This window comes from Sagittula sp. MA-2 (assembly GCF_030126985.1).
In the GTDB taxonomy this organism is placed as follows: Bacteria; Pseudomonadota; Alphaproteobacteria; order Rhodobacterales; family Rhodobacteraceae; genus Sagittula.
On record NZ_CP126145.1, the window covers coordinates 382,448 to 403,342 of the forward strand.

A 20,895-nucleotide genomic window follows, 5' to 3' on the forward strand; every position below is an offset into this window, starting at 1 on the left:
GTTGGGCTTCGGGTAAGGCGCGATGGGGTCCGGATACTGAGCCTTGGACTGGACACCACCACAGCCACCGGGAAGCTCATGCTGAATGTCCTCGGGTCGGTGGCCCAGTTCGAACGGGAGATGATGCTTGAGAGGCAGCGTGAGGGCATTCGGACGGCCAGGTCTGCCGGACGATGCAAGGGTCGTCAGCCTGCCGCCCGATGTTTCTCAGGGCCCGCACATGAGCTCCTGAAGGAAGGCCTGAGCCAGCGTAGGAACGCAGCGGAACCCGGTATCTCCGAAAGGTCCGTTTGCCGGATTTGCTGAAGTCAGGAACTCGCCATTCTCCATCGCTGCGGTTGCGCTGTTGGCGCGGGGCGCCCATGATCGGGGGCAAGTCACCGTGGAAGGGACCTGCCTTTGCCTGAAGTTCTGACAAACCCGTGGCGCGGCAGCGGGTTCGGCCCGGCGGATGTCCTGCCGCTGGCCGATGCCGCCGGTGTTGCGCAGCTTCTGACCTCCTGTCCCCGGCATGCGGAGACGCCCTTGCATGACGTGACGGACTTGGCCGCCCGTGTCGGAGCGTCGCGGGTCTGGGTCAAGGATGAGCGGGGGCGCATGGGGCTTGGCAGCTTCAAGGCGCTGGGGGCAGCCCATGCCATCGCGCGGGAGGCGGTGGCCACGGGCTCCGACGATCTGCAGAAGGCGCTGATGGGCCGGACCTACGTGGCGGCGAGCGCGGGGAACCATGGTCTTTCCGTCGCCGCCGGGGCAAGGGTGTTCGGCGCGCGGGCGGTGATCGTTCTGGCCGAGACCGTGCCGGAGGCCTTTGCCGAACGGCTGCGTGACCGTGGCGCCGAGGTCCTGCGCGCCGGGATCGATTACGAGGCCAGCATGATGGCAGCAGAGCAGAGCGCGGCGGAAAAGGGCTGGACGCTGCTGTCGGACAGTTCGTGGGAAAGCTACACCGAACTGCCGCTGCGGGTCATGGAAGGTTACCTCCAGCTTGCGGCGGAGGCCGTGGCGCAGATGCCTGAACCGCCGACCCATATCCTCTTGCAGGCCGGTGTGGGAGGGCTGGCGGCGGCCGTGGCGGCCCATGCGCGCAACGCCTGGGGCGACGGACCGCAGATCATCGTCGTGGAGCCGGCCTGTGCCCCGGCCCTGACGGAGAGCATCCGGGCAGGCAAATTGGTCACCGCGAACGGGCCTGTCTCCGCCATGGGGCGGCTCGACTGCAAGACGCCGTCGATGATTGCGCTGGCCGGGCTGTCGCGCGATGCGGACGCTTTCGTGACGATCACCGAGGAGGAGGCGGATGCCGGTGTCACGGTGCTGGCGGACCTCGGCCTGGCGACGACGCCGTCGGGCGGTGCGGGGCTGGCGGCGCTGATCGCGGGGCTGGACCTGGGACCCGATGCGCGCGTGCTGACCATCCTCAGCGAAGGGCCGGAGGATGGCTGACAGGTCGCTGGTCTTCGACGCGGTGGAGTACCGGGGCCGCGTTGCGCGCCTTCAGACGGCGATGGCCGCGCAGGGGATCGACGCGCTGCTGCTGACCGCTGCGGCGGACGTGTTCTATGTCACCGGTTTTCTGACCCGCTTCTGGGAGAGCCTGGCGCGGCCATGGTTCGTCGTGGTGCCCGCGGACGGCGATCCGGTGGCGGTGATCCCCTCCATCGGGGCGGAGCTGATGGCGCGCACGTGGATGGAGGACATCCGGACGTGGGATGCGCCCTGTCCCGGAGACGACGGGGTTTCGCTGTTGGCGGCGACCCTGTGTGACCTCGTGCCGGAAACCGGACGGATCGGCGTGCCCATGGGGCTGGAGACGCACCTGCGGATGCCGCTCGCGGATTACGCGCGGGTGTCGGAGGCCATCGCTCCGCGCCGCTTCGTCGACGGGACGGAGGTCGTGCAGCGGGTGCGGGAGGTCAAGAGCGCGGCGGAGGTCGAGAAGATCCGGGCCAGTTGTGCCATTGCCGGGCGCGCCTTCGACCGGGTGCCGGAGATTGCCGGACCCGGGCGGCCGCTCGATGCGGTGTTCCGCGACTTCCAGCGGCTGCTGCTGGAGGAGGGCGCCGACTGGGTGAGCTATGTCGCGGGCGCGGCGGGTCCGGACGGGTATGCCGACGTGATCTCGCCTGCCGGACCCGAACCGATGGTGCCGGGCGATGTGCTGATGCTGGACACGGGCGCGGTGCGCGACGGCTATTTCTGCGATTTCGACAGGAATTATGCGGTGGGCGCGCCCTCCGATGCAGTGCGGCGGGTGCATGAGGCGCTGTGGCAGGCGACGGAGGATGCGCTGGACCGGCTGCGGCCCGGGATGCTGGCAAGCGACGCGCACCGGATCCTGTCGGACGGGCTGACGGTGCGCGGGGTGGCGCCGGGCGGCGGGCGTCTGGGTCACGGACTGGGCGTGACGCTGACTGAGTGGCCGTCGTTCACGCCGCTGGACAACACTGCATTGCGCGAAGGAATGGTCCTGACGCTGGAACCGGGCGCATGGGTCGCGCCGGGCCGGATGTTGGTGCACGAGGAGAACATCGTGCTGCGCGCGGAAGGGCCGGAGCTGCTGTCGCCCCGCGCGCCCGCAGAGCTGCCGGTGCTGACATGAGGGGCTTTCCCTACGATCTGGACGAGCCGCCGCGCGGTGTGCTTGGCCTGATCTCGCTGCACGTGGATGAGACGGTGGAGGCCGATCTGCGCCGCTACCTGCCCGCGACGGGGGCCAAGCTGCACGTCACGCGGCTGCGGTCCGGCGACACGCTGACACCGGGCAGCATCGCGGGCATGAAGGTGGGGCTGACCGCCGCGGCGCAGCTTCTGCCCCCCGCGGCGCACTTCGACGTGATCGCCTATGCCTGCACCTCCGGCACGGCGCTGCTGGGGGCGGAGGAGGTGCACGGACAGGTCGCGGCGGGCGCCACGACCGCCGCGGTGACCGACCCGCTGACGGCGGGGCTGGCGGCCATGCATGCGCTGGGGCTGCAGCGGATCGGCGTGGTCTCACCCTACGTGGCGGACGTGTCGGAGCCGCTCTGCGCCGCCTTCGACGCGGGCGGCGTAGCGGTGTCGCGGACCTTGTCCTTCGGCGAAGAGGAGGAGGCGCGGGTGGCGCGGATTGCGCCTGCCTCGATCACGGCGGCGGCGCGCGAGGTGGCGCGGGGCGGCGGCATCGACGGGCTTTTCCTGTCCTGCACGAATCTGCGTACGGCGGACCTGCTGGGACCGCTGACGGCGGAACTGGGTCTGCCGGTGCTCGCCTCGAACCAGTTGCTGGCGTGGCACATGCTGAAGCTGGCGGGCATCCCCGCACCCCATACGCTGCCGCTGCCGGACGGCCTTCGACACGGGTGATTGGCAACGGGCGCGGCGCCGGTCCCGGCGTCACGGCTTGTGGCCTTTGGGATACGCGCGCTGCGGATGTGCCCACTCGTGCTGGCGCGGGGCCCCAGCGGCTGTATTCTGTCGCTCCACATAACATCTGCGGGATGCACAGCATGGCGGAGCCGGTCACATCGATCACTGTTGTCGGGGGCGGCACGGCCGGTTGGCTGGCAGCAACCTACCTGCGCAGCAAGTGCGCGCCGAAGATCGCGATCACACTGATCGAATCGCCCAACGTGCCGACCGTCGGCGTGGGCGAGGCGACTGTCCCGCACATGCCGGTGACGCTGCGCGAAATGGGCATCGACGACAAGGAGTTCTTCCGGCGCTGCAACACGTCCTTCAAGATGGGCGTGATGTTCCGCGGCTGGAACGTCGATCACAAGGGGCGGCCCTTCGACTACATGAACCCCTTTGCGCCGCCGCCGAAGATCGACGGGGTCGAGGTCGGTCATTACTTCCAGGCGTTCGGCGCGGGCAAGCGGGATTACATCCAGTCGTTTTCGCCGCTGATGGACCTGCTCGACGCGGGCAAGGGCCCGCTGTCGTTCAACGCGGCGAACGACCCGATGCCGCGCGCGGGCTACGCCTATCACCTCGACGCGGGCGCCTTTGCGAAGATGCTGGCGGAGGTCGGCGTGGCGCGCGGGGTAGAGCATGTGCTGGACGACGTGGACGGGGTCGAACTGGATGACACGGGCCATGTCGCGGCGCTGAAGCTGCGGCAGACGGGGCGGCGGCCCGTGCAGCTTGTCATCGACTGCACCGGCTTCAAGGGGCTGGTGATCCGCGAGGCGCTGGGGGAGCCGTTCGAGAACTACTCCGACTACCTCGCCAACGACCGGGCCATGGCGCTGCCGATCCCGCATCCGGACCCGGAAAAGCTGCCTGCAGCCACGTCCTCCACCGCGCTTGGCGCCGGTTGGAGCTGGGCCGTGCCGCTCTACCACCGGATCGGGACGGGCTATGTCTATTCCAGCGCGCACCGGACGGATGACGCCGCCCGGGACGAGTTCCTGGCGCATCTTGGCGACCGCGCGCCGAAGGGGGCAGAGCCGCGGGTGATCCCGATGCGCATCGGGCGGATGCGGCGGGCCTGGGTGAAGAACTGCATCGCACTGGGGCTTTCGGGTGGCTTTATCGAGCCGTTGGAATCGACCGCGATCCACATGATCGACATGGGGATCCGCTGGCTGCTGCAGTACTTCCCCAGCCAGGATTACGAGGAATCGACGCGCGCCGCCTACAACCGCTGCGCCGACGAGATGTACAACGAGGTGCGCGATTTCATCTGCCTGCACTACCGGCTCGGCAACCGGACGGACACGGACTACTGGTGCGATGCGCGCGGGCTGAAGATCTCGGACCGGCTGGAGGGCTGGCTGGACCTCTGGCAGCGGCAGCTGCCGGTGGAAATGGACATCGGCCGGGCGAACCTCTTCGATCACAACACCTTCCAGGCGGTGCTTCTGGGCAAGCGGGTCTACGAGAACGGCTGGGGCGCGACGCGCTTGAACCGTTCCTTCGCCCTGTCCGAGAAACGCTGGAAAGGGTTCCTGCGCGACAGTGCGGCGCGGAACATGGCGGTCGTGAAGGTGAAGGCCGATCACCGCCGCGCGCTGCGGGTGCTGCGCGGAGAGGCGAAGGACGGCGCGGTGACGCGGCAGACGCTGGGGGTGGTGGCCGACGAGGCCGTGCTGTTCTGACTGTCCCGAAGGGGGCGGCGCAAAGCCCCGCCCTACATCGGGTTGCGCCCGGTCAGACCATCTCGATCACGCCCTTGTCGATGGCGAGGACGTAACCGCGGCGTGCGATGTTCTTGACCAGCAGTTCCGACACGATCTGGTTGCCCAGCCCGTCGCGCAGCCGCTTGATGCGGGTGGCGCCGGCGGCTTCCTCGCAGTCGGCCTCCGACTTGCCGGAGATCACCGCCTCGATCTGCGCGCCGGTGAGCATCTCGTCGTCGAGCCGCGCCTCCGCAAGGACGGAGAGCGTCTCCATCATCGCGTCGGTCAGCTTGAAGCCCATGGTGTTGAGGTAGACCGTCCGCTCCTCGCGCGAGATGATGAGCGACGAGACCTCGATCCCCGACCGTTCGATCTGCGCCATGCGGCGGTTGAGCGTGACCAGCATCACGAGGAACACGAGCGCCGCGACCAGGAGCGCCGTGGCGAAGATCAAGAGGACGAAGATGATCGTGCGGTAGCTGGCCAGCACGTCGGAAAAGGCCGTGCCCGACTGTGCCAGGATCTCCAGCAGCTTGATCTCGCCCTCGCTGGTCAGTGAGTCGTTCTCGACGAAGATCCGCTCCACCCGCGCGTTGAAGGCGTTGGCGTCGGGCAGGGTGAGGATCAGCAGCGCGCCCGTCACGGCCAGGATCGCGACGATGGCCGCGATGCCCAGAGAGACGAGGCGGCTGCCGGAACGCAGGCTTTCGGAAACGGAGACGGCAAGAGGCGGCATCGTGGCTTTATCCGGAGGTGGTTCCAAGGATCTTGAGCAGGATCCACCCCTGTGCGGCAAGCCGGGTGCGGACCTCGCGTTCGACCTGCGCGTCAGACTCGCAGGCGTCAATGACGATCGTACCATGGTCAAGCCGCAGGGGGTCGTCCTGCTTTGCCTTGTATTCCACCGAACAGGCGGCAGAGGCCAGAGCGGGCGTGAGGAGGGCTATGGCCGCAAGGGCCGGGGCGAGGATGCGTTTCATGCCTGTCACCCTGCGCCCGGTCCCGGGGAAATTCAATAACCACAAGGGTCTGGGCGGGCGGTTATCCGATAGCGGCGCGGCGTTATTGCGCGGCCCGGCAGGGGGCGGGCAGCGTGGCTGTACGAGGTTTCCCCGCCCCGGGGGCGCCACACCCACCTTGCCATGCGAAGAAAGGAATTTTCCAATGCGTCTGAAATTCGTGACCTCCATCGTCGCCGTCGGTGCGCTGATCGCCGCCCTCTCCACCGCCACCCCCGCTGCCGCGCGCAACAACGACGGTGCCAAAGTGCTGTTCGGAACGGCGGCGACGCTGCTCCTCCTCAACGAGTTGGCCAAGCAGAACAACAAGGGCCACAAGCCGCGCGCCTACATCCAGACCGACCGCTCGCCACGTTACGATCGCGGTCATCGCGATGGCCGCTACGACCGCGGGCCGAGCCGCCATCACCGTTATTACCAGCATCGCAACGGTGGTCGCCAGTACTGGGACCGCCGCCACCACCGTCACTGATCCTGAATGGCCGGAGCTTCGCGCGGGGCGCGATCCCCTCTCGACCGCGAGGCTCCGTTGTCGGGCAGTCCCCCCATCCTGTCCCGGGGGGCACGGGGTGCGCAGGTCGCACCCCCTGGAAAAGGGCCCTTCGCGGGGCCCTTTTTCGCGTGGTGTCACATGGGGGCGGGGGCAATCAGGACGGGCTGGTCCAGCCAGTGTTCCTGAAGGTTCGGCGTCTCGCCAATGCGGTCCACCACGGCGAAGAGGCCGGGCGCGTGCAGCGGCGTGAGGACGCCATGCCACGTGCCGCGGTGAAAGTTCACGCCCTGCCCGGCAGAGGCGAGGAAGGCGTGGATCTGTCCCGGCACATCCCCGGCCTCTGCCACGATCACCAGCCAGGGATGGCTGTGCATCGGCAGGAAGGCCTGCGAACCTTCCGGGTGACGTTCCACCATCTCCAGCTTGTAGGGCAGAGTGCGCGGTTCGGCGTCGAAGACCGAGACGCCGGCCCGTCCCCCGGGGCCGAAGTCCAGCGCGGCGCGGTCGTGGAAGCGGCCGCAGTTGCCCTGGTTGATGACCTTGTCCGGCGCGCCCTGCGCCTCCAGTACGTCGCCGAAAGGGGCGAAGGCCTGGGAGGTCAGCGGCTGTGCGTGGATGGTCGCCAGGGTCATGGCCGTGCTCCGGGCAGGGTGAGGCTGACGTGGCGGTTCACGTCCTTGTAGAGCAGGTAGCGGAACGGTTCCTTGCCGGTGGCGACGCAGGCCTGTGGGCAGAAGGCGCGCAGCCACATGAAATCGCCCGGCCCGACCTCAACCCAGTCGCGGTTCAGGAGGTAGCGGGCGGTGCCCTGAAGGACGTAGAGCCCGTGTTCCATCACGTGGGTCTCGGCAAAGGGGATGCGCCCGCCGGGACAGAAGTTCACGATGTTGACGTGGAAGTCGTAGCGCAGGTCGAAGGGATCGAAGAAGCGCTGCGTTTCCCACACGCCCACGGCATCGGGCATCGCCGCCTTGCTGATCTCCGTCTCGTGGACGACGAAGGGGGTCAGCGGGTTGAGGCTCGGCACGTTCTGGTGGCGCTTGCGGATCCAGTGGAACCCCGCCGGTGCGTCGGAGGTGTTCCAGATCTCCCAATGCGCGCCTGCGGGAATGTAGGCGAAGTGACCCGGTTGCAGGTCCTCCCGCGCGCCGCCGATGGAGATGCGCAGCGTGCCGAAGGCGACAAAGATCGCGGCCTGCGCCTCCCTGTCGGGTTCGGGATCGGCAGAGCCGCCGCCCGGTGCCAGTTCCACGGCATACTGCGCGAAGGTCTCGGCAAAGCCGGTCAGCGGACGGGCAAGGATCCAGACCTTCGCCAGAAGCCAGTCCGGCAGGAAGCTGGTGGTGATGTCGCGTTGCGTGACGGCGGGGATCACCGCGTAGGCTTCGGTGAAGACGGCGGTGCCCTGCGGGTTGATGTTCTGCCCCGGCAACCCGCCGGGAGGGAAGGCGTAGGTGGTCAAATCAGGCTCTCCAGCCGGAGGCGGGCAATGCGTTCGACCTGGCGGCACGCTTCGTCAAACTCCTGTTCATGAGTGTTGTCGATGCGGCGCTGGAAGGCGGCGAGAATGCTTTGCTTGCTGTTGTCCTTGACCGCGATGATGAACGGAAACCCTTGTTTTTCCGTATACGCGGTGTTCAGCGCCTCGAAGGTGCTGCGTTCTTCGTCGGTCAGCGCGTCGAGCCCGGCCGAGGCCTGCTCCTCCGAGCTTTCGGCGGTCAGGCGGCGGGCCTGTGCCAGCTTGCCGGCGAGGTCGGGGTGGGCGCGCAGCACCTGCAGGCGTTCCTCGGGCGTGGCACGGCGGAAGGCCCGGGCCAGCGCGTTCGCCAGACCTGCCGGACGGTCGTGGGCCGCCCCCAGCTCCATGTCGAAGGCGCGTTCGGCAACCCACGGGGAATGTTCGTAAATTCCACCGAAGGTGCCGACGAAGGTCTCGCGGTCCATCTGTGATGGGCGCGGACGGTGGACCGGCGGATGGGTCTCGGCCCAGTGGCGCGCGATGTCGATGCGGCGGGGGACCCAAACGTCGTCGAACTGCTGGATGTGGTCGAGGAAGCGCATCAGACCGGCGATCTTGCCCGGGCGCCCGATCAGGCGGCAGTGCAGGCCGATGCTCATCATCGCGGGCTTGCCGGCGTGGCCCTCGGCGCGCAGCACGTTGAAGGCGTCGGTCAGGTATTCCTCGAAATCGTGGCCGGTGACCCAGCCCGGCGCGCCCGCGAACCGCATGTCGTTGGCTTCGAGCGTGTAGGGAATGATCAGCTGGTCGCGCCCGTGGACCTGTTTCCAGTAGGGCAGATCGTCATCGTAGGTGTCTGAAATATAAGCGAATTGCCCGGTCTCGGCGACAAGGTCGACGGTGTTCATGGAGCAGCGCCCGGTGTACCAGCCCTGCGGCGCCTCGCCGGTGACTTCGGTGTGCAGGCGGATGGCTTCGGCGATCTGGGCGCGCTCTTCCTCGGCGGGCATGTCGCGGTGTTCGATCCACTTCAGCCCGTGCGAGGCGATCTCCCATCCGGCGTCCTTCATCGCCTCCACCTGCTCGGGCGAGCGGGCGAGGGCAGAGGCCACGCCGTAGATGGTAAGCGGCAGATTTCGCTGGGTAAAAAGCCTGTGCAGCCGCCAGAAGCCGGCGCGCGATCCGTATTCGTAGATCGTCTCCATGTTCCAGTGCCGCATGCCCGGCCAAGGCTGTGCGCCGGGGATGTCGGAGAGGAAGCCTTCGGACCCTCCGTCGCCATGCAAGACGTTGTTTTCGCCGCCTTCTTCGTAGTTCAGGACGAATTGCACAGCGATCTTCGCACCGCCCGGCCAGCGGGCGTCGGGGCGGTCGGGGCCGTAGCCGATCATGTCTCGGGTGTAGCGGGTCATCTTGACGGGACCTTCGGAATGTCTTGCAGTCCCCCTCAGAAGCGCCAAACCGGCGAGATTTGCAAGAGGAGGGTCCGAGATATGGCCGAAGGGTTCCTGACAACCCACGTTCTGGACACGGCGCGCGGGCTGCCCGCCAAGGGCGTCGCGATCACCCTATATCGTATCGAGGGCAAGGAGCGCCACGAGATCTGCCGTGTCGTGACCAATGACGACGGACGCACCGACAGTCACATCCTGCCCAAGGAGGATTTCCGCACCGGCACCTACGAACTGGTTTTCGAAGCCGGTGCCTATCTGCGCGCCACCGGGCAGGCAGGGGCGGAACCGCTGTTTCTGGACGAGGTGCCGATCCGTTTCGGCATGTCGGAGGACACGCATTACCACGTCCCGCTGCTGATCTCGCCCTTCGCCTTCTCGACCTACCGGGGGAGCTGAGGGCCCCGAGTCGGGTGTGAAGATCCGTTAAGGTTCATGCAGCGCGCGCGCGGGTTGACGGAGCGCGCGCTCCCCACATCTGGGACCCCGGCGCGGGCGTTCCGCAAGGATTTCACCCGATCTTCACAAAGATGAAGTTCCGTTACCGACCAACCGGCCGTTTCGGGGTGCCGAACCGGCCGGTTGGTAACCTTTTGCCCCGGATCACGGCGATGTGTGGTTAACGACGCGGATTTTCCTGTCCGATGGTCTGGCGCGGAACGCCGGGACAAAGACCATACCCCGGCGCATGGGCGCACCGGCCAGTCCGGGGTGGAGAGGCCATGGCGAGGCGCGCATCACGCAACTGGACAGCGGCCGCTCGGACGCCTATCTACAACGCCCATGGCCAAGAAACCCGACCAGAGTCCGAACTACAAGGTGATCGCCGAGAACCGGCGGGCGCGGTACGATTATGCCATCGAGGACGACCTCGAGTGCGGCATCATGCTGACCGGCTCGGAGGTGAAGTCGCTGCGCGAGAACACCTCCAACATCGCGGAGAGCTATGCCGCGGTGGAGGAGGGCGAACTGTGGCTGGTGAACTCCTACATCGCGCCCTACGAACGCGCGATGTTCGGGCACGAGGAGCGGCGGCGGCGCAAGCTCTTGGCGTCGAAGCGGGAACTGGCGCGCCTGTGGAACGAGACCCAGCGCAAGGGCATGACGCTTGTGCCGCTGGTCCTGTATTTCAACCACAAGGGTATCGCGAAGATCAAGATCGGCATCGCCAAGGGCAAGAAGACCGTCGACAAGCGCGAGACCGAGGCGAAACGCGACTGGAACCGCCAGAAGCAGCGGCTGCTGAAGCAGGGCTGACCTGACGCCGGATGACCAAACGTCAACTTTTGTGCTTTTTCCTTAAACTGACATTGGATCGCTTTACGTAAACCTGAACATAACGTGTCAGGATGGATCGTATGGCGCTCTTGATCGGTTTGTTTGCGGGGGTTCTGGGTGGGATTCTGCTTGGGCTCAGGGCCGGGCATCTCAGTTTCGGGCGATGGCCGGACGGATGGTTCGGATTGCTCGGCGGTGCGCTGGGCAGCTCTGTCCTGAACCGCATCGGCGCGCCGGAGGACAGCGGCGGCGTGGATCTTGCGATGGTGCTGGGCCAGAGCTCTGGCGGATTGGCAGGGGGCGCGGTGCTGGTGGCCGTTGCGGGGGCGGTGCGCAATGCCGCGAAGAAGGAAAACCAGAAGTAATGCGCGCCGCGGCGCCCAGCCGCTTGCATGACGTCGCGGGCTTGCCTAAGCACGTGTGGACGAAAACGGCGGGGCGAGGAGGCGCGCAAGCCATGGACGATCCGAAAGTGCTGGTGTCGACGGAATGGCTGGCCCGGCATCTGAACGATCCCGACCTGAGGGTCCTCGACGCCAGCTGGTATCTGCCGGACATGGGCCGCGACGGTAAGGCCGAATACGCCGCCGCGCATATCCCCGGCGCGCGCTACTTCGACATCGACGAGGTTTCGGATGCGCGTTCGGAGCTGCCGCACATGGCGCCGGAGCCGGAGAAGTTCATGTCGCGGATGCGGGCCATGGGCGTTGGCGACGGGCACCAGGTGGTGGTCTACGACGGCGCCGGGCTGTTTTCCGCGGCGCGGGTCTGGTGGCTGTTCAAGCTGATGGGCAAGGACGACATCGCGGTGCTGGACGGCGGTTTCCCGAAGTGGCAGGCCGAGGGCCGCGAGGTCGAGGACCTGCCGCCGGTGATCCGCGACCGCCACATGACGGTGCGCCGCCAGGCCCATCTGGTGCGCGACGTGACGCAGGTCAGCGCGGCGGCAAAGCTGAAGGACCACGAGATCGTCGATGCCCGCGGCCCGGCCCGTTTCCGCGGCGAGGCGGCAGAGCCGCGCGCCGGTCTGCGGTCCGGCCATATTCCGGGCTCGAAGAACGTGCATTATGCCACCCTGCTGACGTCCGACGGCACGATGAAGGACCCCGACGCGCTGCGCGCGGTGTTCGAGGCGGCAGGCGTCGACCTGTCGAAGCCGGTCATCACCTCCTGCGGATCAGGCGTGACGGCGGCGATTGTGAACCTTGCGCTGGAGGTGCTCGGGAAGAGCGACCATGCGCTTTATGACGGGTCGTGGGCGGAATGGGGTGCCTTTCCGACGCTGCCCGTCGCGACCGGAGAGAAGTGATGTTCGAACTGCTGAAAGAGCAACCCGCAGACAAGATCCTGATGCTGATGCAGGCGTTCCGCGAGGACCCGCGCGAGCAGAAGATCGACCTGGGCGTCGGCGTCTACAAGGACGCCGAGGGGCGCACGCCGATCATGCGCGCGATCAAGACCGCCGAGAAGCAGCTTTGGGAGACCGAGACCACGAAGTCCTACACCGGGCTGGCCGGTGACGTGGGCTTTGCCGACGCGATGTTCGGCCTGCTGATGGGCGACGCGGTGCCGCGCAACTGCGTGGCGGCGGCGGCGACGCCGGGCGGCACGGGTGCGGTGCGTCAGGGCTTCGACATGATCCGGATGGCGGACCGCGAGGCGCGGGTCTTCGTCAGCGATCCGTCCTGGCCGAACCACATCACCATGCTGAAGCATCTCGAGATGCACATGCAGCCCTACCGGTATTTCGATTCCGAGACCCGGGCGGTGGATTTCGCCGGCATGATGGAAGACCTCGCCGATGCGCGGGTGGGCGACGTGGTGCTGCTGCACGGCTGCTGCCACAACCCGACCGGCGCGAACCTGAACGCGACCCAGTGGCAGGAGGTCATCGACCTGCTGCTGAAGAACGGCGCGACCCCGATGATCGACATCGCCTACCAGGGTTTCGGTGACGGTCTGGACGAGGACGCGGCCGGCCTGCGCATGGTCGTGTCGCAGATGCCCGAGGTGCTGGTGGCGGCCTCGTGCTCCAAGAACTTCGGGGTCTACCGCGAACGCACCGGCCTGTTGATGGCCGTGGCGCAGGACCCGGTGCGGCAGAAGGCCAACCAGGGGATGCTGAACCACCTCAACCGGCAGAACTTCTCGTTCCCGCCGGACCACGGGGCGCGGCTGGTGACGATGGTGCTGGACGATCCGGCGCTGCGGGCCGACTGGGAAGAGGAAGTGCGCGAGATCCGCGAGGGCGTCCTGGGCCTGCGCGAACAGCTGGCCGCCGAACTGCAGCGGCTGACCGGGTCGGACCGCTTCGGCTTCATCGCGCAGCACCGCGGCATGTTCTCGCGCCTCGGCGCCACGCCGGAGCAGGTGGAGGCGATGCGCCAGTCGCACGGTGTCTACATGGTCGGCGATTCGCGGATCAACGTGGCGGGCCTGAACGCCAGGACCGTGCCGGTCCTCGCCGAGGCGATGGTGGCCGCCGGGGTCTGACGGGCCTTCATTGGCGAACGAAAGCGGGGGGCCGGCATATGCCGCGCCCCCCGTGTCGTTTTCGGCGCAGGGCCCGGCCCGTCATTCGACGGTGATCGTGCCCTTCATCGAGGGATGGATCGCGCAGACGTAGGCGAAGGTGCCGGCGGTGTCGAAGGTGACGTCCTTGCTGTCGCCCCGGTTCAGGCGGCCGGTGTCCCAGCCGTCGCCGGTGGCGGTGTGCGGGGCGCCGTCCTCGTTCATGAAGGTGACGGTGGTCCCGGCCTTGACCGTCAGGGCGGCGGGCGCGAAGGCCATGCCCGACATGGTGACGGCGGCGCCGCTGTGGCTGGCGGCGCTCGCAGTCAGCGCGGAGACGGGCAGAAGGGTGAGGCCGGCCCCGATGCGGAGCACGGCACGGCGGTCAAACGTGGTCATGTGAAAAGTCCTTTGAAATGCGAAAATGCATCTCCAGTTCACACGGCTCCCTGCCGCCCGCCACACATTTCATGCGCGATCACGCAGCCGTGTGGTCGTGCGCGGCCTTGCTGTCCACGGGCGCCTCGGCGCGTTCGGTCATGCCGTAGTCGCGCAGCACATGCGCCACGCGCAGGCGGTAGTCGGCAAAGATGCCCTTGCGCCCGGCGGATTGCGCGGCGCGGTGCTTTTCCAGCTGGCGCCAGCGTTCGACCGCGGCCTCGTCCTCGAAGAAGCTGATCGACAGGAGCTTTTCGGGGTTGGTCAGCGACTGGAAGCGTTCGACCGAGATGAAGCCTTCGACCTGTTCGACGAGCGGCCGCATGGAGGCGGCGATGTCGAGGTAGGCGTCCTTCTTGCCCTCGGCGGGGGTCACTTCGAAGATGATGGCGATCATTGGTCTGTCCCGTGCGATGTCGCGCCCAGTGTCAGGAAGGTTCGCTCTGCGCGCAAGGTGAACTTGCGGGGCTGTGCTAAACGGCAGGGGGGGGCGGCCCTGCCGAAGACAGGCCAGCCGCCCGGAGGTTCGAGGCCTAGCCGAAGACCGACCAGCCCATGTGGTGCGCCAGCCGTTCGGCGGCGTGGCTGCCCATCCTCGAATTGCCGTAGCCGTCGAGGCCGGGCGACCAGATCGCGATGGAGGCCTGGCCCGGTGCGATCAGCAGAATGCCCCCGCCGACGCCGGACTTGGCGGGCAGGCCCACGCGGAAGGCGAAGTCGCCCGATCCGTCGTAGTGGCCGCACATCATCATCAGGGCGCTGATCCGCCGCGCCTTGAGCGGGGTCAGCATCCGCGGCGCGCCGGGCAGTTGCGCGATGACGCGGCCCGCGCGGGCGAGCTGTTCGCAGGTCATCTCGATCGCGCACTGGTGGACGTAGGTGCCCAGCGTGATCTCGGGCGGGTTGCGCAGGTTGTCGCAGGATTTCAGGTAGTGCGCGAGGGCGGCATTGCGGTGGCCGGTCGCGGCCTCGGACCGGGCGACGGCCTTGTCGATGTGGATGTCGTCGTCCTCGGCGGCGGCGCGCAGGAAGCCCAGGATCTCGGCCAGCGTCTCCTTCGGCGCGCGGCCGGTCAGCAGCTCGTCGGTGGTGACCAGCGCACCGGCGTTGATGAAGGGATTGCGCGGGCGGCCGTTCTCGTGCTCGAGCGCGAGGATCGAGTCGAAGCGCTGGCCGGAGGGTTCGCGCCCGACCCGCGTCCAGATCTGTTCGCCGATCCGCCCGAGCACGCAGGCGAGCGAGAAGACCTTCGACACCGACTGGATGGAGAACCGCTGGCGCGCCTGCCCGGCAGAGACCATCCCGCCCCCGGGGAGCGCCACGGCGATGCCGAACTGCGCGGGGTCGATGCGCCCGAGCTCCGGGATGTAGTCGGCCACCTGCCCCCAGTCGCCCTGCGCGCGGATGTCGAGGTCGAGGTCGGTCAGGAATGTCTTCAGGGCATCTGTCACGTGGGTCCGTCCTTTGCCGGGGGCCTGCCCAGCCAAGCGCGCCGGGGCCGTGGCGTCAACGGGGCTAGCGGTCCTCGGTCCGGCCCTTGCGGCTTTCCCAGGTGCGCGTGACCGGAGAGGGCAGGTCCCGCGGGTGCCGTCCGCGCGCCGCCGCCAGTTGTTCCCGCGCGTCGCGGGAGTGTTCGGGAGCGGGCCTGGCCGGGCCGGTGATGGGGCCGGAAAGGGGGCCGGAGATCGGGCCGGGCGGGCGTCCGTCGGGCGGCGTCAGGATGTGCCTGAGCAGCGCCACGGGATGGGCGCGCAGCGACAGGCGCATGGCGACGTAATCCTCCACCACCTCCTCGCCCTCGGTCATGCGGGGCAGGTCGGCCATGACCTCGCGGATCGCCTCGCCCTCCATGTCGCGGGCGAAGAGCGGCAGGTCGGGGCCGCGGTGCAGCGCCTGGGCCTCCCACAGCGCCTCGCGGCGGTTGAGCCCGATGCTCGCAAAGGCGTCGGCCTCCGCGAGGCGGCCCAGCACCTTCGGCGACAGCCCCGCCCGCCGCCAGACGTCGCGCACGGTGCGGTAGCCGTTGCCGCGGGCGCGGGCGATCCACTGGGCGTCGTCATCGCCCAGCCCCTTGATCTGGCGGAAGCCCAGCCGCAGCGCCAGCCCGCCCCGCCCGTCGGGTTCCAGCGCGTTGTCCCAGTAGCTGGCGTTGATGTCGATGGGCCGCACGGTGACGCCGTGTTCGCGGGCGTCGCGCACGATCTGCGCGGGGGCGTAGAACCCCATCGGCTGCGAGTTCAGCAGCGCGCAGGCGAAGACCGCGGGGTGGTGGCACTTCAGCCACGCCGAGGCATAGACCAGCAGAGCGAAGCTGGCGGCGTGGCTTTCGGGGAAGCCGTACGACCCGAACCCCTCGATCTGCGAGAAGCAGCGCTCGGCGAATTCCTCGTCGTAGCCGTTGTCGCGCATCCCCTTCAGGAACCGCGTGCGGAATTCGCTGACCGAGCCGTGCTTCTTGAAGGTGGCGAGGGACCGGCGCAGGCGGTCGGCCTCTGTCGGGGTGAAGTTCGCGCCGGTGATCGCGATCTGCATCGCCTGTTCCTGGAACAGCGGCACCCCCAGCGTCTTGCCCAGCACCTCCCCCAGCGCGTCGGAGGGGAAGCTCACCCGCTCCTCGCCGTTGCGGCGGCGGATGTAGGGGTGGACCATGTCGCCCTGGATCGGGCCGGGCCGGATGATCGCCACCTCGATCACGAGGTCGTAGAAGTTGCGCGGCCGCATCCGGGGCAGGAAGTTCATCTGCGCCCGGCTTTCCACCTGGAAGACGCCGAGGCTGTCGGCCTTGCAGAGCATGTCGTAGACCTCCGGGTCCTCGGGTGGCAGGGTGGCCAGCGTGTGCGTGGTGCCGTGGTGCGCCTTGAGCAGGTCGAAGGCCTTGCGGATGCAGGTCAGCATCCCGAGGCTGAGCACGTCGATCTTCAGGATGCCGAGCGCGTCGATGTCGTCCTTGTCCCAGCAGATCACCGTGCGCCCCTCCATCGTGGCGTTCTCGATCGGCACCAGTTCGTCCAGCCGCCCCTCCGTCACGATGAAGCCGCCGACGTGCTGGGAGAGGTGCCGCGGGAAGCCGATGATCTCGTGGATCAGCTCCATCGTCAGCTGCAGGCGGCGGTCGGTCGGATCGAGGCCGATCTCGCGCATCCGCTTCTCCTCCATCCCGGAGGTGGAGAAGAACCCCCAGAGCTGGGAGGAGAGCGCGCCCAGCGTGTCCTCGCTGAGGCCCATGGCGCGCCCGACCTCGCGGATGGCGCGCTTGCCACGGTAATGGATGACCGTGGCGCAGAGGCCCGCGCGGTGGCGGCCGTAGCGTTCGTAGATGTGCTGGATCACCTCCTCGCGGCGCTCGTGCTCGAAGTCGACGTCGATGTCGGGCGGCTCGTCCCGGGCCTCCGACACGAATCGCTCGAAGACCATGGTGCCGATCTCGGGGCTGACGGAGGTCACGCCGAGGCAGTAGCAGGTGATCGAATTGGCCGCCGAACCGCGCCCCTGGCAGAGGATGCCGCGTTCTCGGGCGAAGGCCACGATGTCGCGGACGGTGAGGAAATAGGGCTCGTACTTCAGCTTCGCGATGAGGGCGAGTTCATGGTCGAGCTGGGCACGGGCCTTGTCGGGGGCGCCCTGCGGGTAACGCCAGGCCAGCCCCTCGTGCGCGAGGCGGGAGAGCCGCTGGCTGGCGGTCTCGCTCCCGGTGATCTCGGAGGGGTATTCGTAGCGCAGGGAGGCGATGTCGAAGGTGCAGCGCCGCGCCAGCTCTGCCGCGCGGGTGACGGCATCGGCGTGGGGGCCGAGCAGGCGGCGCATCTCGTCGCCGGAGCGCAGGCGCTGCTCCGCGTTGGCCAGGGCGTGACGGCCCAGCCGGTCGACCCGCTGGCGGGTGCGGATGGCGGTCAGCACATCGGCCAGGCGGCGGCGGCGGCCATGGTGCATCATCGGCTGCGCGGTGGCGACGGTGTCGATGCCCAGCCGCGCCGCCAGCCGGGCCAGCGCGTCGAACCGGCGGGCATCCTGCCCGTCGTAGCGGGGCGCCAGCGCAAGGTGCAGGCGCCCGGGCGACAGGGCTGCGCCGTCCGGCGGGGCGACCGGGCCATGCGGCGCGGCGCCCACGTCCATACCGCCGGAGGGGGCGGAGGAAGCCCGGGCAAGGCGGCGCGACAGCTGTTCCGCTTGTGACAGCCACCCGCCCGCGCCGCCCGTCACCGCGGTGACGCGTGGCGGGTGGAGAATGGCTTCCCACCCGCCCATGTCCTGGGGCAGGTCGGCCAGGGAAAGGTCGCAACGGCCCTTTTCGGCCCGCTGCCGCCCGACGGAGATCACCCGGCAGAGATCCGCCCAGCCCTGCCGGGAAGTGACCAGCACCGTCATCTCGATCCCCTCGCGGAACACCAGCCGCGCGCCGGGAATCACCCGCGGCACCATGTCGACCGGCGCCCGGGGCGGCGCTGGGACCCCCGGCGGCGCGGGCGGACCGATCAGCCCGTCGCGGGCGACGATCTCCTCCCGCTCGCGGATCTGGTAGGCGATCTCCTTCGCCTCGCTGTGGGCCCGCACGATCCCCGCGACGGAGTTCTCGTCGCATATGGCAATCGCCTCGATGCCGAGAAAGGCGGCACGTTCCACGTACTCCTCCGGATGCGAGGCACCGGTGAGAAAGCTGAAGTTGGACGTGATGCAGAGCTCGGCGAACATGCCGGCCAGATTAGTTCATGTTTTGTTCCTTTTGGAGTCGATACCCGCTGCCCTGTCATTCAGCCTGCCGGACCCGGTCTCCGGGGCCAGAAAGCAGGTATTTGGACCAAGATGAAGGACATGGAACGCTTTCCCCTTCATCTTGGCGCAAGTACCTTGGGGGGTGCGGGGGGCAAGGCCCCCCGCCGGTCGGATCGGCGTCAGCCGATCCGAAACCGCTCAGTTCGTGCGGTGGGGGCCGAAGAGCGCGGTCAGCCCCAGCAGTACGCCCGACACCGTGGCAATCATCCCGGCGGCGGAGACCGACGCAGAGCTGCCCAGCCAGAGCGGGCCATACCCGGCCAGGACATACCCCAGGACGGCCGAGAGCGTGGCGAAGCCCAGGGACCAGGCCACCTGGCGTTCCAGCCGGTTGGTCATCAGGCGGGCGCAGGCGGGGGGGCAGATGAACATCGCGATCACGATGATCGAGCCTACGGCGTCGAAGGCGGCCACGGCCGCGAGTGCCGCCATTGTCACGATGCCCAGCGAGATCAGCGTCACCGGCAGGCCGAGGGTGCGGGCGAAGGCTTCGTCGAAGGTGGCGAGTTTCAGCGGCCGCCAGAACAGCCATGTCGAGGCCGAGACCACGGCCAGCGCCGCGGCCATGCGGCCCAGTTCCGGCGGCAGCGTGGCGAGCGCGGCGGGATCAATCAGCGCGCTCCATGAAAAGCCGTCGAGCCAGATCAGGCTTTCGAGGTTGCCGTAGAGCGCGTGCTCCACGTCGAGGTGCACCGACGCGGTGTCGGTCTGTTCAAGCAGCAGCACGCCGCCGGCGAACATCGCGGTGAAGACGACGCCCATGGCCGCGCCGGGCTCCACCCGGCCAAGCCGCCGGACGGCCTCGATCAGGACCACCGCGACAAGTGCTGCCCCGGCCGCGCCAAGCATCATCGGCACGGCGGCGATCGTGCCGGTCACGAGGAAGGCGACCACGATTCCCGGCAGCACGGTGTGCGAGATCGCGTCGCCGATCAGCGCCTGCCGCCGCAGCAGCAGGAAGTTGCCGGGCAGGGCGCAGGCCATCGCGGCCAGCGTGCCGATCAGCATCGGCGGCAGGGAGAGGGCGAGGAACTCGGGATTCATGCCGGTCTTCCCGGGATTGGGGCGGGCGGCGCCCGGCGGGATGCGCGGGTGTGCTGCGCCGGTTGTGGGGCGTGTGCGGGCTTCGCGATGCGGATCGGATCGGACAGACCGGTCATGCCACTGTTCCCTTCGGGCCAAGGCGCGTGTCGAGCGTGGCGATCTGGTCGCGGGTCAGGATGTCCTCGATCCGGGTCAGGCCGTCGTCGCGTGCGGCGAGTTCGGACAGGTGGGGCGCGCGGCGCAGCGCCTGCCATCGGGCCTCGTCCAGAGCCTCCTGCGCGGCGCGGGCGCGGCCCCTCTCGGTGGGGACGCCGTCGGCGCGCAGCAGGCCGTTGGCGCGGAGCATGCGGCGGGTGAGGTCTTCGTAGACCGGCTGGCCGTGGGCGAGCGCCAGAAGCCCCTGCCGCAGGTGGACCCGGCGTTGCAGGCGGCGGTGACGCACCACGGTGGCCAGCACCCCGCGCCCCGGTGCGGCGATCAGCGACAGGGTGAAGAGGGCGAAGGAGGTCAGCACGATGATCGGCCCGGTGGGCAGTTGATGCGCGGTGGCCGACAGCGCCGCCCCGGCATAGCCCGACGCGCCGCCGATCAGCCCGGACAGCATCGCCACATGCGGCGCGCGGTCGGTCCAGAAGCGGGCGGCGACGGGCGGGATGATGAGCAGGGCGACGATCAGGATCAGCCCGACGATCTTCAGCCCGGTCACGGTCACCGCCATCACCAGCGTCATCAGCGCCATGTCGAAGGCCGGCACGTTCAGGCCCCGCTGCGCGGCATAGCCTTCGTCAAAGGCGATCATCAGGAGCGGGCGGCGCAGGAGCAGCGTGGCGGCCAGCGTCAGCGCGCCCCCGGCGGCGATCAGCAGCGCGTCGCTTTGCAGCATGCCCGCGGTCGAGCCGAGCAGGAAGCTTTCGAGCCCGGCCTGCCGTCCGGCGGACATGGTCTGGATCACGGTCAGCAGCACCACCCCCAGCCCGAAGAAGACCGAGAGCACGGCGCCGATGGCCGCGTCCTCGGACAGGCGGGTGCGGCGGGTCAGCCAGGCCGTGAGCCACAGGCCGATCCAGGCCGACACGGCGCTGCCCGCCATCAGCCCGGCGAGATTGCGGCCCTCACCGCCGAAGGCGACCATCAGAAGGAAGGCGCAGGCAAGGCCGGGCAGGGTCGCGTGGCTGATCGCATCCGAGACCAGCGCCCGCTGTCGCAGGAAGAGGAAGGCACCCACGGTGCCCGCCGCCAGCCCCAGCGCGGCGGCGCCGAGCGCGACCAGCGTCGCGTTGTAGCCGAGTTGCAGGGTCAGCGCGTCGAGAAGCATGGTGCGGGGTCGTGTCCT

General features: G+C 68.5%; 21 protein-coding genes and 1 pseudogene. 11 read left to right on the top strand and 11 right to left on the bottom strand.

Going from position 1 to position 20,895, the window contains the following annotated elements; genetic code table 11:
- Positions 1 to 24: 24 nt before the first annotated feature.
- The 5 genes and pseudogenes from QNI11_RS02010 to QNI11_RS02030 all read left to right on the top strand — a co-directional run.
- Positions 25 to 306: pseudogene (locus QNI11_RS02010) on the top strand (recombinase family protein); the annotation flags it as partial.
- Positions 307 to 399: 93 nt separating this feature from the next.
- Positions 400 to 1,443 (top strand): pyridoxal-phosphate dependent enzyme, encoded by a 1,044-nt coding sequence (locus QNI11_RS02015; protein WP_283982155.1) that lies wholly within the window; start codon positions 400 to 402, stop codon positions 1,441 to 1,443.
- Entirely contained in the window at positions 1,436 to 2,599 is a 1,164-nt protein-coding gene (locus tag QNI11_RS02020) for a Xaa-Pro peptidase family protein (protein ID WP_283982156.1), read from the top strand. The genes QNI11_RS02015 and QNI11_RS02020 overlap by 8 nt, the downstream gene beginning before the upstream one ends.
- A complete protein-coding gene (locus tag QNI11_RS02025; protein WP_283982157.1) occupies positions 2,596 to 3,342 on the top strand; it encodes an Asp/Glu racemase in 747 nt (248 codons plus the stop codon). The genes QNI11_RS02020 and QNI11_RS02025 overlap by 4 nt, the downstream gene beginning before the upstream one ends.
- 143 nt (positions 3,343 to 3,485) lie before the next feature.
- Entirely contained in the window at positions 3,486 to 5,078 is a 1,593-nt protein-coding gene (locus QNI11_RS02030) for a tryptophan halogenase family protein (protein WP_283982158.1), read from the top strand.
- A gap of 52 nt (positions 5,079 to 5,130) precedes the next feature.
- Here QNI11_RS02030 and QNI11_RS02035 read toward each other — a convergent pair whose 3' ends face one another.
- Together QNI11_RS02035 and QNI11_RS02040 are read right to left on the bottom strand one after the other, a co-directional pair.
- Positions 5,131 to 5,835, bottom strand: a complete 705-nt coding sequence (locus tag QNI11_RS02035; RefSeq protein WP_283982159.1) for a hypothetical protein — start codon at positions 5,833 to 5,835, stop codon at positions 5,131 to 5,133.
- 7 nt (positions 5,836 to 5,842) lie between these two features.
- Entirely contained in the window at positions 5,843 to 6,079 is a 237-nt protein-coding gene (locus QNI11_RS02040) for a hypothetical protein (protein WP_100928105.1), read from the bottom strand.
- Between the two features lie 184 nt (positions 6,080 to 6,263).
- Between QNI11_RS02040 and QNI11_RS02045 the strand changes: the two genes are divergently transcribed.
- Positions 6,264 to 6,590 (top strand): hypothetical protein, encoded by a 327-nt coding sequence (locus tag QNI11_RS02045; RefSeq protein WP_283982160.1) that lies wholly within the window; start codon positions 6,264 to 6,266, stop codon positions 6,588 to 6,590.
- Positions 6,591 to 6,745: 155 nt separating this feature from the next.
- On the opposite strand, the gene QNI11_RS02050 is transcribed toward QNI11_RS02045, so the two are convergent.
- Genes QNI11_RS02050 through puuE form a run of 3 tightly spaced genes read right to left on the bottom strand, consistent with a single transcriptional unit; the run spans position 6,746 to position 9,482 of the window.
- A complete protein-coding gene (locus QNI11_RS02050; RefSeq protein ID WP_283982161.1) occupies positions 6,746 to 7,243 on the bottom strand; it encodes an ureidoglycolate lyase in 498 nt (165 codons plus the stop codon).
- Positions 7,240 to 8,073 carry a bifunctional allantoicase/(S)-ureidoglycine aminohydrolase gene (locus QNI11_RS02055; protein WP_283982162.1) on the bottom strand — a complete coding sequence of 278 codons (834 nt, stop codon included), beginning with the start codon at positions 8,071 to 8,073 and terminating at the stop codon, positions 7,240 to 7,242. The genes QNI11_RS02050 and QNI11_RS02055 overlap by 4 nt, the downstream gene beginning before the upstream one ends.
- A complete protein-coding gene (gene puuE / locus QNI11_RS02060; protein WP_283982163.1) occupies positions 8,070 to 9,482 on the bottom strand; it encodes an allantoinase PuuE in 1,413 nt (470 codons plus the stop codon). The genes QNI11_RS02055 and puuE overlap by 4 nt, the downstream gene beginning before the upstream one ends.
- Before the next feature lie 81 nt (positions 9,483 to 9,563).
- On the opposite strand from puuE, the gene uraH reads away from it, so the two are divergent.
- The 5 genes from uraH (at position 9,564) to QNI11_RS02085 (ending at position 13,292) form a co-directional block, all read left to right on the top strand.
- Positions 9,564 to 9,920: a hydroxyisourate hydrolase gene (uraH, locus tag QNI11_RS02065; protein ID WP_100928100.1), complete on the top strand. Its 357-nt coding sequence runs from the start codon at positions 9,564 to 9,566 to the stop codon at positions 9,918 to 9,920.
- 384 nt (positions 9,921 to 10,304) lie between these two features.
- Complete coding sequence (gene smpB / locus QNI11_RS02070) at positions 10,305 to 10,778, top strand: SsrA-binding protein SmpB (RefSeq protein WP_100928099.1); 474 nt, start codon at positions 10,305 to 10,307, stop codon at positions 10,776 to 10,778.
- Positions 10,779 to 10,879: 101 nt separating this feature from the next.
- Positions 10,880 to 11,164, top strand: coding sequence for a hypothetical protein (locus tag QNI11_RS02075; protein WP_100928098.1), 285 nt, complete (start codon positions 10,880 to 10,882; stop codon positions 11,162 to 11,164).
- A 92-nt stretch (positions 11,165 to 11,256) separates the two neighbouring features.
- Positions 11,257 to 12,108: a 3-mercaptopyruvate sulfurtransferase gene (sseA, locus tag QNI11_RS02080; protein ID WP_100928097.1), complete on the top strand. Its 852-nt coding sequence runs from the start codon at positions 11,257 to 11,259 to the stop codon at positions 12,106 to 12,108.
- Positions 12,108 to 13,292 carry an amino acid aminotransferase gene (locus tag QNI11_RS02085; RefSeq protein WP_283982164.1) on the top strand — a complete coding sequence of 395 codons (1,185 nt, stop codon included), beginning with the start codon at positions 12,108 to 12,110 and terminating at the stop codon, positions 13,290 to 13,292. Before sseA ends, QNI11_RS02085 begins: the two co-directional genes overlap by 1 nt.
- Before the next feature lie 81 nt (positions 13,293 to 13,373).
- Here QNI11_RS02085 and QNI11_RS02090 read toward each other — a convergent pair whose 3' ends face one another.
- From QNI11_RS02090 to QNI11_RS02115, 6 genes are all read right to left on the bottom strand, one after another.
- Positions 13,374 to 13,709, bottom strand: a complete 336-nt coding sequence (locus QNI11_RS02090) for a plastocyanin/azurin family copper-binding protein (protein WP_283982165.1) — start codon at positions 13,707 to 13,709, stop codon at positions 13,374 to 13,376.
- A gap of 79 nt (positions 13,710 to 13,788) precedes the next feature.
- Complete coding sequence (locus tag QNI11_RS02095) at positions 13,789 to 14,145, bottom strand: antibiotic biosynthesis monooxygenase (protein ID WP_100928094.1); 357 nt, start codon at positions 14,143 to 14,145, stop codon at positions 13,789 to 13,791.
- Between the two features lie 136 nt (positions 14,146 to 14,281).
- Complete coding sequence (locus QNI11_RS02100; RefSeq protein ID WP_283982166.1) at positions 14,282 to 15,199, bottom strand: glutaminase; 918 nt, start codon at positions 15,197 to 15,199, stop codon at positions 14,282 to 14,284.
- A gap of 64 nt (positions 15,200 to 15,263) precedes the next feature.
- The gene (locus tag QNI11_RS02105; RefSeq protein WP_283982167.1) at positions 15,264 to 18,437 is read right to left on the bottom strand and encodes an error-prone DNA polymerase; all 3,174 of its coding nucleotides are present in this window, start codon (positions 18,435 to 18,437) and stop codon (positions 15,264 to 15,266) included.
- 219 nt (positions 18,438 to 18,656) lie between these two features.
- Complete coding sequence (locus tag QNI11_RS02110; protein WP_283982168.1) at positions 18,657 to 19,562, bottom strand: metal ABC transporter permease; 906 nt, start codon at positions 19,560 to 19,562, stop codon at positions 18,657 to 18,659.
- A 112-nt stretch (positions 19,563 to 19,674) separates the two neighbouring features.
- Positions 19,675 to 20,877, bottom strand: coding sequence for a metal ABC transporter permease (locus QNI11_RS02115; RefSeq protein ID WP_283982169.1), 1,203 nt, complete (start codon positions 20,875 to 20,877; stop codon positions 19,675 to 19,677).
- Between the last annotated feature and the right edge of the window lie 18 nt (positions 20,878 to 20,895).